This is a genomic window from uncultured Campylobacter sp. (assembly GCF_938030685.1).
Taxonomy (GTDB): Bacteria; Campylobacterota; Campylobacteria; order Campylobacterales; family Campylobacteraceae; genus Campylobacter_B.
This window is the reverse complement of the sequence record NZ_CALHHX010000048.1, coordinates 1-11,258: the sequence shown is the minus strand read 5'-3', so window position 1 is coordinate 11,258 and position 11,258 is coordinate 1. Positions and strand designations below refer to the sequence as shown.

Annotated in this window: 7 protein-coding genes and 1 pseudogene; 7 read left to right on the top strand and 1 reads right to left on the bottom strand. The window is 48.1% G+C overall.

Annotated features, from left to right (window positions below):
• The 7 genes and pseudogenes from Q0369_RS02230 to tpx form a co-directional block, all read left to right on the top strand.
• Nucleotides 1-1,127 (top strand): annotated as a pseudogene (locus tag Q0369_RS02230) (DNA-directed RNA polymerase subunit beta); the annotation flags it as partial.
• A complete protein-coding gene (gene rpoC, locus Q0369_RS02225; RefSeq protein WP_298095410.1) occupies nucleotides 1,124-5,638 on the top strand; it encodes a DNA-directed RNA polymerase subunit beta' in 4,515 nt (1,504 codons plus the stop codon). The pseudogene Q0369_RS02230 and the gene rpoC, both read left to right, overlap by 4 nt.
• A 46-nt stretch (nucleotides 5,639-5,684) precedes the next feature.
• Nucleotides 5,685-6,074: a DoxX family protein gene (locus Q0369_RS02220; RefSeq protein ID WP_297902891.1), complete on the top strand. Its 390-nt coding sequence runs from the start codon at nucleotides 5,685-5,687 to the stop codon at nucleotides 6,072-6,074.
• Between the two features lie 83 nt (nucleotides 6,075-6,157).
• A complete protein-coding gene (rpsL, locus tag Q0369_RS02215; RefSeq protein WP_005872613.1) occupies nucleotides 6,158-6,532 on the top strand; it encodes a 30S ribosomal protein S12 in 375 nt (124 codons plus the stop codon).
• A 69-nt stretch (nucleotides 6,533-6,601) separates the two neighbouring features.
• Entirely contained in the window at nucleotides 6,602-7,072 is a 471-nt protein-coding gene (gene rpsG, locus Q0369_RS02210; RefSeq protein WP_298095407.1) for a 30S ribosomal protein S7, read from the top strand.
• Nucleotides 7,073-7,081: 9 nt separating this feature from the next.
• Nucleotides 7,082-9,157 carry an elongation factor G gene (fusA, locus tag Q0369_RS02205; protein WP_297990424.1) on the top strand — a complete coding sequence of 692 codons (2,076 nt, stop codon included), beginning with the start codon at nucleotides 7,082-7,084 and terminating at the stop codon, nucleotides 9,155-9,157.
• 623 nt (nucleotides 9,158-9,780) lie between these two features.
• Nucleotides 9,781-10,311 carry a thiol peroxidase gene (gene tpx / locus Q0369_RS02200; protein WP_298095403.1) on the top strand — a complete coding sequence of 177 codons (531 nt, stop codon included), beginning with the start codon at nucleotides 9,781-9,783 and terminating at the stop codon, nucleotides 10,309-10,311.
• A gap of 570 nt (nucleotides 10,312-10,881) precedes the next feature.
• Here the strand turns inward: tpx and Q0369_RS02195 are convergent.
• On the bottom strand, nucleotides 10,882-11,258 hold a 377-nt coding region (locus Q0369_RS02195), incomplete at its 5' end, for a DUF4272 domain-containing protein (RefSeq protein ID WP_298095397.1).

The following is an 11,258-nucleotide window of genomic DNA, read 5'->3' as shown; positions in this document are numbered from 1 at the left end:
AAAAAGATTATAAAAAGGGCGATAAGGTTAAAAAAGAGGAGCTTGAAAGCTCCAATCGCTTTACGTTAAATTCTTTCGTCAAAGCCTATTCTAAAGCTGTTCAGAAGGAATACGAGGAGCTAAAAAATCACTTCCAAAACGAGAAGCGCAAGCTCAAAGAGGAGCATGACGAAAAGATCGAAATTTTAGAAAAAGACGATATCTTGCCAAGCGGCGTCGTTAAGCTCGTAAAGGTATATATAGCAACTAAGCGCAAGCTAAAAGTGGGCGATAAGATGGCGGGTCGCCACGGAAACAAGGGTATCGTTTCAAATATCGTCCCTGAGGTCGATATGCCGTATCTGCCTAGCGGACAGCGCGTGGATATCGTGCTAAATCCTCTCGGCGTTCCAAGCCGTATGAATATCGGCCAGATAATGGAGAGCCACCTAGGTCTTGTGGGTTGGCGCTTAGGCGAGCAGATCGCTCAAATTTTAGAGGAGAAAACGGGCGAGTGGATAAAAACCCTTCGCGCCAAAATGATTGAGATTGCGGGCGTTTCCAAATTAATGCAGGCTAAAAAAACGCTTGAGAAGATCAGCGACGAAGATCTTTTGAAATACGCTAGAGACTGGGCTAAGGGCGTTAGATTTTCCGCTCCGATATTCGAAGGCATTGTGCCGGAGGATTTCAAAAAGCTATTTGAAATGGCGGGCATCGATCAGGACGGCAAGACCGAGCTTTACGACGGCCGTACCGGCGAAAAGATCAAAGAGCGCGTAAACGTGGGCTGCATGTATTATCTCAAGCTGCATCACCTAGTCGATGAGAAGGTTCACGCAAGAAGCACCGGTCCTTACAGCCTAGTCACGCAGCAGCCGGTCGGCGGTAAGGCGCTATTCGGTGGTCAAAGATTCGGCGAGATGGAAGTTTGGGCTCTGGAGGCATACGGCGCGGCATATACGCTTCGCGAGATGCTAACGATAAAATCCGACGACGTCGACGGACGCTTGGCTGCGTATAAGGCGCTGACAAAAGGCGAAAACGTTCCGTCTACCGGAATTCCTGAGACATTTTTTGTTTTAACAAACGAGCTTAAATCGCTTGCTCTAGACGTTGAAATTTACGAGAATGGAGAGAATAAATGAGCGATAATTCAAATTTAGAAAGAATAGAAATAAAAGAGGACGCCAGAGTCCACGATTTCGATGCGTTTGCAATCAGGCTTGCTAGTCCCGAGCAGATCAAAGCCTGGAGCCACGGCGAGGTAAAAAAGCCGGAGACTATCAACTACCGCACGCTCAAGCCGGAGCGCGACGGACTTTTTTGCGCTAAAATTTTCGGTCCCGTAAGAGATTATGAGTGCATCTGCGGCAAATATAAAAAGATGCGATATAAGGGCTGGAAGTGCGAAAAATGCGGTGTCGAAATCACGAGCTCGAAGGTTCGTCGCACTAGAATGGGGCATATCGAGCTGGTAACGCCGGTGGCGCATATTTGGTACGTAAATTCCTTGCCTAGCCGCATCGGTACGCTTCTAAATATCAAGATGAAAGATCTTGAGCGCGTGCTTTATTATGAGGCTTACATCGTAGAAAGTGCAGGCGAGGCATTTTACGACAACGAAAATTCCAAAAAGGTCGAGAAATACGACGTTTTAAACGAAGAGCAGTATCAGAGCTTAAAAGAGCGCTTTTCGCAGACGGGCTTCGTCGCCAAAATGGGCGGTCAGGTGATCCGTGATATGCTAGCCGAGCTTGATTTGGTCGAAATTTTATCCACCCTTAAGCAGGAGATGGAAAATACGAACTCCGAAGCGAAGAAAAAAACCATCGTCAAGCGTCTAAAGGTCGTAGAGAGCTTTTTAAATTCCGGCAATAAGCCCGAGTGGATGATGATTACAAATCTGCCCGTACTGCCTGCCGATCTACGCCCGCTTGTAAGTCTTGAGGGCGGTAAATTTGCGGTTTCGGACGTAAACGATCTGTATCGCCGCGTCATAAATCGAAATTCTAGGCTCAAAAGGCTGATGGAGCTCGATGCACCCGAGATCATCATTCGCAATGAAAAACGAATGCTTCAAGAGGCGGTGGATGCGCTTTTTGACAACGGACGTCGCGCTAATGCCGTGAAAGGCGCCAACAAGCGACCGCTTAAATCTCTAAGCGAGATCATTAAGGGCAAACAAGGTCGCTTCCGCCAAAATTTACTCGGAAAGCGCGTAGATTTTTCGGGTCGCTCCGTCATCGTCGTAGGTCCAAATTTACGCATGGATCAGTGCGGTCTGCCTAAGACGATGGCGCTTGAGTTATTCAAGCCGCATCTAATCGCTCGCCTTCAAGAGAAGGGCTATGCTACGACCGTCAAGCAGGCCAAAAAGATGATCGAAAATAGGATCAATGAAGTTTGGGAGTGCTTGGAGGAGGTCGTTAAAGATCACCCGGTTATGCTAAACCGCGCGCCGACGCTTCATAAGATGTCTATTCAGGCGTTTCATCCGGTGCTCGTCGAGGGTAAGGCGATCAGGCTGCATCCGCTAGTCTGCGCCGCGTTCAACGCGGACTTCGACGGCGATCAGATGGCGGTGCACGTGCCGCTTAGCCAAGAGGCGATCGCGGAATGTAAAATTTTAATGCTTAGCTCGATGAACATCTTGCTTCCTGCGAGCGGAAAGCCTGTCGCAGTGCCTAGCCAGGATATGGTTTTAGGAATTTATTATCTAAGCCTCGAAAAGCCGGGTGCAAAAGGAACAAATAAAATTTTTGCAAACGTCGATGAAGTAATGCTCGCCGTGGAGGCAAATGCCCTAGACATCCACGCTAAAATCAAAACGATGATCGATCGCCGCATTATCTTTACGACCGCGGGCCGCTTGATTATCAAATCGATCCTGCCTAGCTTTATTCCGGATCATCTTTGGAATAAGATTATGAAGAAAAAGGATATCGCCGAGCTTGTCGATTACGTCTATAAAAACGGCGGCCTTGAGATAAGCGCGGAATTTTTGGATAATCTTAAGAACTTAGGCTTTGAATCCGCGACTAAAGCGGGCGTTTCGATTTCCGTTTCGGATATCATCGTGCCGAAGTCTAAGGCGGGTCTTGTAGAAGAAGCTAAAAAGCAGGTCAGAGAAGTTCAGAACCAATACGGCGCGGGCTTGCTAACCGACGGCGAGCGCTATAACAAAACGATCGACATCTGGACCAGCACCAGCAAAAAGCTAGCCGATGAGATGATGAAGATGATGGAGAAGGATAAGGACGGCTTTAATTCTATTTATATGATGGCCGATAGCGGCGCGCGAGGTAGCGCAGAGCAGATCAAGCAGCTAGCGGGCATGAGAGGTCTGATGAGTAAGCCCGACGGCTCGATCATCGAGACGCCGATTACTTCAAATTTTAGAGAGGGTCTGAACGTAAACGAGTACTTCATCTCGACTCACGGCGCGCGTAAAGGTCTTGCCGATACTGCGCTTAAAACCGCAAACGCGGGCTATCTAACGCGAAAGCTGATCGATGTCGCGCAAAATGTCAGAGTTACGATGCACGATTGCGGTACGCACGAGGGTATCGAGGTTACTGAGATCGTAGAAAACGGAACGCAAATAGAAAGCTTAGCCGATAGGATTATGGGTAGGGTGCTAAGCTCGGATGTGATTGATCCGGTGTCGAATGAAATTTTATTTACCGAGGGCACGCTTTTGGGCGTTGGCGAAGTAAAAACCATCGTGGATTCGGGTATTAAATCCGTAAGTATCCGCACGCCTATTACGTGCAAGGCCGCAAAAGGCGTCTGCGCGAAGTGCTATGGCGTAAATTTAGGCGAGGGCAAGCTGGTAAAACCGGGCGAAGCGGTCGGTATCATATCGGCGCAATCAATCGGAGAGCCGGGTACGCAGCTTACGCTACGAACCTTCCACGCCGGCGGTACCGCATCTACCGAGCAGCAAGATCGCCAAGTAATCGCCGATAAGGAAGGCTTTATCAGATATTACAACGTAAAGACCTATGAAAACGGCGGCAAAAATATCGTGATGAACCGCAGAAACGCCGCGGTGCTTTTGGTCGAGCCAAAGATCAAAGCCCCAATTACCGGCAAGGTAAGCATCGATATAACTCACGATGATGTGAATATTACGCTAAAAGGTAAGAAAGAAGAATTTAAATATACTATCCGACGTCATGATCTAGCTAAGCCTACTGAGCTTGCTGGCGTAAGCGGTAAAGTTGAGGGAAAATTCTACATCGTTTTCAAAGACGGCGAAACCGTTGGAGAAAATGATAGTTTAGTAGAGGTTATAAAAGAAGACTGGAATATCCCTACTCGAATTCCGTTTGCAAGCGAACTTCGCGTCAAAGACGGCGAGCCGGTAACTCAAAAGATCAAAGCGGGAGCAAATGGTACGCTTAAGTATTTCATCCTAAAGGGCGATTATTTAGAGAGGTTAAGAGATATCAAAAAAGGTCATGTCGTAAGTGAGAAGGGTATGTACGTAGTCATCTCCGATGAAAACGGCAGAGAGGCGATCCGTCACTATATACCACGCGAATCTGTCATTACCTATGATGATAATAGCGTCGTAAAAAGCGAAGATCTTATCGCCAAGCCTAAGAAAGACGATCGCTTGATCATCGCCGAGTGGGATCCGTATTCTATCCCTGTGGCTGCAGAGTGCGAGGGTAAGATCAGCTTTGAGGATATCGAGCCGGGATACACCGCTACGGAGCAATATGACGAGACGACCGGCCAAAGCCGTTTGGTTATCAACGAATACCTACCGCAGGGCGTCAAACCGGCTATCATCGTAACTCCTAGCAAGGGCGAGCCTATCAAATACAACCTAGGACCGAAGACTGCGATTTTTACGAATAAGGGCGATCAAGTAGCGATTGCGGATATTTTGGCTAGAACGCCGAAAGCGGCTGCGAAGTCGAAAGACATCACCGGCGGTTTGCCGCGCGTATCGGAGCTATTTGAGGCGCGCCGTCCTAAAAATACCGCGATCATCGCGGACATCGACGGAACCGTCCGCTTCGATAAGGCGTTGCGTGCAAAAGAGCGCATTATAATCGAGGGAGAGGACGGAACGAGCGCAGAGTATCTAATCGATAAGAGCCGCCAGATCCAAGTGCGAAACGGCGAGTTCGTCCACGCAGGCGAGAAGCTTACCGACGGAGTTATCAGCTCGCACGATGTGCTTAGAATTTTAGGCGAAAAGGCGCTGCATTACTATCTGATAAGCGAAATTCAACAGGTTTACCGCTCTCAAGGTGTCGTCATCAGCGATAAGCATATCGAGATCATCGTATCACAGATGCTCCGCCAGGTCCGAATCGTCGATAGTGGCGATACTCAGCTAATCGTCGGTGATCTGATTAGCCGTCGTAGATTTAGAGAAGAAAACGAGCGTATTATAAAAATTGGTGGCGAGCCTGCGATTGCTGAGTCTGTGCTACTGGGCGTAACTCGCGCGGCTGTTGGAAGTGATAGCGTCATTTCGGCAGCGTCCTTCCAAGAGACTACGAAGGTTCTAACCGAGGCTAGTATCGCGGGTAAATTTGACCGATTAGAGGACTTAAAAGAAAACGTAATTTTAGGTCGCATAATTCCGGTCGGAACCGGTCTGTATAAAGACAAGGAAGTTAAACTTAAAAAATAATTTAGGGTAAAAAGCCCTAAATTTACCTAAATTTAAAGGATGAAACATGAATATGATCAACATAAATTTCGGTCTGTTGTTTATCAGGTTGGGGCTTGGAGTTTGTCTTTTAATGCATGGAATTTTTAAGCTCACTCACGGCATAGATGGCGTAAAATCGATGTTGGTAGCCAGAGGAATTCCGGATCTGGTGGCTTACGGCGCATACGTAGGCGAGGTGCTGGCGCCAGCGATGATAATCATAGGCGTATTTTGTCGCATAGGCGCTCTGCTTGTGATCGCAAACGTGCTCATGATAATTTATGTACTGCACACTCCGTTGGGTGCGCTTACCGGCGTAGGCGGATTTGAGCTGGAAATCGTATATCTGTATCTTTCCGCTGCGATCTGCTTAGTGATCTGCGGCGGCGGAGAATTTGTACTGATTAGAGATTAAAATTTAGTTAAATTTACGTTTCTGTAAGTTTAAACAAAGTATAATCCAAATCTTTTTGAATAAATTTTTGTGAAAGGAAAGATGTGCCAACCATAAATCAATTGGTCAGAAAAGAGCGCAAGAAGATTACCGAGAAATCGAAGTCTCCGGCGCTAAAGAATTGCCCTCAACGAAGAGGAGTTTGTACTAAGGTCTATACTACGACCCCTAAAAAGCCAAACTCAGCGCTTCGTAAAGTTGCCAAAGTAAGGCTTACTAGCGGATTTGAAGTCATCAGCTATATCGGCGGTGAAGGTCACAATCTACAAGAGCACTCTATCGTGCTAGTTCGCGGCGGTCGCGTAAAGGACCTACCGGGCGTTAAATACCACATCGTCCGCGGTGCGCTCGATACTGCAGGCGTTGCAAAACGAACCGTTGCAAGATCAAAATACGGTGCTAAACGACCTAAAAAATAGTTTGGCCTAAACAGACCGGCACTAGATTTTGCCGAGTTTGAGTAAAATTTTAAAATTTGAAGGAATAAAATGAGAAGAAGAAAAGCTCCCGTTAGGGAAGTTATGCCCGATCCGATTTATGACAGCAAAGTAATCACAAAATTTATTAATTCGCTTATGTTCGACGGCAAAAAGAGCGTCGCTACCGAGATCATGTACGGCGCCTTAAATTTCATCAACAATAAAGACGGCGAGAAGAAAGGTATCGAAATTTTCAACGACGCCATCGATAACGTTAAGCCTTTGATGGAAGTTAAGTCTCGTCGAGTAGGCGGCGCTACGTACCAGGTTCCGATAGAGGTCAGGCCGGCTCGCCAGCAGGCTTTGGCTATCCGCTGGATCATCTCTTTTGCGAGAAAAAGAAGCGAGCGCACAATGATAGAGCGCCTGGCTTACGAGCTTATGGACGCCGCAAATTCTAAAGGCTCTTCATTTAAAAAGAAAGAAGACACCTACAAGATGGCGGAAGCCAACAAAGCTTTCGCGCATTATCGTTGGTAGGAGGGCGTCATGGCAAGAAAGACCCCTTTACATATGGTTAGAAATATTGGAATTGCCGCTCACATCGACGCCGGAAAGACGACTACGAGCGAAAGAATTCTATTTTTTACCGGTATGAGCCATAAGATTGGTGAGGTTCACGAGGGCGCCGCTACTATGGACTGGATGGAGCAGGAGCGCGAGCGCGGCATCACGATCACGTCTGCGGCAACTACCTGCTTTTGGAATAATCATCAGATAAATTTGATCGACACCCCGGGTCACGTTGACTTTACTATCGAAGTGGAGCGCTCGATGCGCGTTTTAGATGGCGCAGTAGCAGTATTTTGCTCTGTAGGCGGCGTTCAACCTCAAAGCGAGACCGTTTGGCGTCAAGCGAATAAATATCACGTTCCGCGCATCATTTTCGTAAATAAGATGGACCGCGTAGGCGCAAATTTCTATAATGTCGAACAGCAGGTAAAAGATAGGCTCAAGGCTCATCCAGTTCCGATTCAAATTCCGATTGGCGCTGAGGACGATTTTAAAGGCGTTATCGATTTAGTCACTATGAAAGCGCTCGTTTGGGATGATAGCAAGGGTCCTTCTGCTCCCGAGATCGTTGAAATTCCTGCTGAATTACGAGAAAAAGCGCAAGAGTATCGCGACAAGATGATTGAGGCGGTAGCAGAGACTGATGAAGCTTTGATGGAGAAGTATTTTAACGGCGAAGAGCTAAGCGTAGAAGAGATTAAAAAGGGCATCAAGAAAGGCTGCTTAAGCCTAAGTTTTTTTCCTATGCTATGCGGCACCGCATTTAAAAACAAGGGCGTGCAGCCTTTGCTAGATGCGGTCGTAGATTATCTACCTGCGCCTGATGAAGTGCCTGCGATTAAGGGTCAGTATGAGGATGGCAGCGAGGTCCACGTAAGCTCTACCGACGAGGGCGAGTTCGCGGGCCTTGGATTTAAGATTATGACCGATCCTTTTGTAGGTCAGCTTACCTTTGTACGCGTTTATCGCGGTGTTTTGGAAAGTGGCAGCTACGTCGTAAATACTGGCAAAGGCAAAAAAGAGCGCATCGGACGCTTGCTAAGGATGCACTCAAATAAACGCGAAGAGATCAAGGAGCTTTATGCGGGCGAGATCGGTGCTGTCGTGGGTCTTAAAGACACTCTTACCGGCGATACGTTAGCTAGCGAAAAAGATAAAGTAATTTTAGAGCGTATGGAATTTCCTGATCCGGTTATTAGCGTAGCGGTAGAGCCTAAAACCAAAGCCGATCAAGAAAAAATGGGTATCGCGCTTCAAAAATTGGCGCAAGAAGATCCGAGCTTTAGGGTTACGACCGACGAAGAGAGCGGACAAACTATCATTTCGGGAATGGGCGAGCTACACCTTGAGATTATTGTAGATAGAATGCTTAGAGAATTTAAGGTTGAGGCCGAGGTCGGACAGCCGCAGGTCGCATATCGCGAGACTATCCGCAAAAAAGTCGAGCAAGAGTACAAATACGCCAAACAATCGGGCGGTCGCGGTCAATACGGTCACGTATTTTTGCGCCTAGAGCCTTTGGAGCCTGGCGCCGGATATGAGTTCGTAAACGATATTAAAGGCGGCGCGATTCCGAAAGAATACATCCCTGCAGTCGATAAGGGCTGCCAAGAGGCGATGCAAAACGGCGTTTTGGCGGGCTATCCGGTCGAGGACGTGCGCGTAACTGTCTATGACGGAAGCTACCACGAAGTCGATAGCTCCGAAATGGCATTCAAACTCGCCGCTTCTATGGGCTTCAAAGAGGGCGCTAGAAAAGCGGGCGCCGTGATCTTGGAGCCTATGATGAAGGTCGAGGTAGAAACCCCTGAGGAGTATATGGGCGACGTCATCGGCGATCTAAACAAGCGCCGCGGACAGGTCAATAACATGAGCGAGCGCGGAGGAAATAAGATCATCGACGCGTTTTGCCCGCTTTCGGAGATGTTCGGTTACTCGACCGATCTGCGCTCTCAGACGCAGGGTCGCGCGACCTATTCGATGGAATTTGATCACTACGACGAGGTTCCTAAGAACGTCGGCGAAGAGATCATCAAAAAGCGCAACGGCTAAGCTTAAAGAGCGCTAGGGTGTGGCGATAGCTTTATCGCCAACCCCCGGCACTTCTTGAAATTTTAAAATAGCCCTTCAAATTTAACCCGTTTTACTAGCGTAAATTTAAATTCATACTCCGACTCCGAATAAAATTTCAATTCATAAATTTTAACTTCCGCCGATCATAAATTTAGATCAAAAAATTTCAATTAAATTTAAAAATTTAAAACATAACTTAAAACGCGCTCATGATGCCGCACCTGTCGTTTTACTAGTGATTTCTTTCTTTCGCAGGTAAAGTGCACATACAGCGCTATCGCTTTGATTTTTATTCACGGATAAAATCGTCGCAAACGGGGCTAAATTTTACCTTCGGCACAGCCTTAAGGCGGAGCGCAACTATCATAGACTTATATCAGATCGCGACCATCAGTGCTTTATGCGAGTAGCGGTATTCTCGGGGGCTTTAATTGTGCTGCTTCGCGCCGTAAAATTTCATCTTAGCGCAGCAATCTACAATCTACGCGCCACTCATATCGGCCGAGCCAATGCCCGAGCTTGCCTGTTTTCGGATTTAGCAGGCGTTTGCTTTCGCGGGCTATAACGCGCCCATTTCAGATATTTTAAAACAAAGGAAAATCATGCAACGAACCAAATTGCAAGGCGTAAGCGTCGGCCTTTCGGGCGGCGAGCTTAAGCTTGGAGATAAGGCGCCAGAGGTTAGTCTGGTCGCGGCCGATCTTAGCGAGGTCAAAGTCGGCGGCGGCACGGGCAAGGCGCAGGTCATCATCGCCGTGCCGTCTCTGGATACGGGTGTGTGCGCGACCGAGACGCGCAAATTTAACGAGCGCGCCGCGAGTATAAAAAATACCGAGGTTTTCGTGGTCTCGATGGACCTGCCGTTTGCCGCGGGCAGATTTTGTTCGACCGAGGGGATCAAAAATTTACGCGCTCTAAGCGATTTTCGCGATAAGGAGTTTGCGCGCGCATACGGCGTGCTGATCGCGGACGGTGCGCTTGCGGGGCTAACGTGTCGCGCGGTTTTCGTCGTGGACACCGCAGGCAAGATCGCCTACAAGCAGATCACGGACGACATCGTAGATGAGCCAGATTACGACGCGGCGCTCAATGCGGCGGCGTTTGCGAGCGGAAGCGCTGCGACGCAGGGCTGATGCAATTTCTAGGTCTGCGGTGCAGACGTTACCCGCTTAAATTTAGCGGGCTTAAAATACGCGGACGGGCGCCTTGCTCGCCCGCAACTTTAAATTCTAAAATTCCACTGCGCCCTGAAATTTAGCAGGTCGCGTCTGAAATTTCAGCGGATCTGCGACCGTGATCCGCTTTGTGTAGTTTGCAACAGAATTTTAAAATTCTATCCCCAATCAATTCATAAATTTTCACATTCGGTATGCTTTTCGATCCGTCGGCACATATTTTGAATTTAGAAAAGCAGCGCGCGAACGGGGTTAAATTTGAGCGCAAAAATACAGGCGGCAGTATCGCGAAGCTAGACGAGGCGCGGATGAAATTCGAATGGGAGCGTATTATTACAATACGTGACCGAGCAAATTTTTAGACGCAACGACGTATAGTAAAATGGGATAACGCACAACAAAGATAAGGCGCAGTATTTTTTCGCTTAAACGAGGCGAAATTTGATTTTTAAGTGTAGGCTAGGCAAGATAGCCTGCCGAGCTTGAAAATCAAATTTCAACGAAGTATAAGTAGAAAAAGACACGCCGCTAAGTATTCAAGTCCGGATAATCCCACGCATTATATTCATCCGTCAGATTATCATTCTCTTCCCCCTTGCAGCACAGCCACTCCAGCCCGCCGTGCCTCTCCATCACGACCTCTTCATCAAGCCCTGCGCAGTCTGAGCCATGCACGCGAGCATTGACGCACGCCCAGTGGTAGCGGTAGATGAGATCGAGCGCCTGCAAAATTTCATCCGTGCCCCGCAGCTTTACGCGCGCCGAAAAATCGCCGCCGCTAAAGGTGTCCATCACAAAGGCGCAGTCGCAGATCTCGCTCGGAAAGCTAAGCTCCTCCACGAGCCCCATCGCCCACATCAGCGCCCACAGCGACTCGTATTTCCAGCCCATATTTACGGCCTCGT

What these genes read in the sequence shown, in the direction of transcription:
- rpoC (WP_298095410.1), top strand. Translation starts at nt 1,124, where the DNA reads ATGAGCGATAATTCAAATTTAGAAAGAATAGAAATAAAAGAGGACGCC.
- Q0369_RS02220 (WP_297902891.1), top strand. Translation starts at nt 5,685, where the DNA reads ATGAATATGATCAACATAAATTTCGGTCTGTTGTTTATCAGGTTGGGG.
- rpsG (WP_298095407.1), top strand. Translation starts at nt 6,602, where the DNA reads ATGAGAAGAAGAAAAGCTCCCGTTAGGGAAGTTATGCCCGATCCGATT.
- fusA (WP_297990424.1), top strand. Translation starts at nt 7,082, where the DNA reads ATGGCAAGAAAGACCCCTTTACATATGGTTAGAAATATTGGAATTGCC.
- tpx (WP_298095403.1), top strand. Translation starts at nt 9,781, where the DNA reads ATGCAACGAACCAAATTGCAAGGCGTAAGCGTCGGCCTTTCGGGCGGC.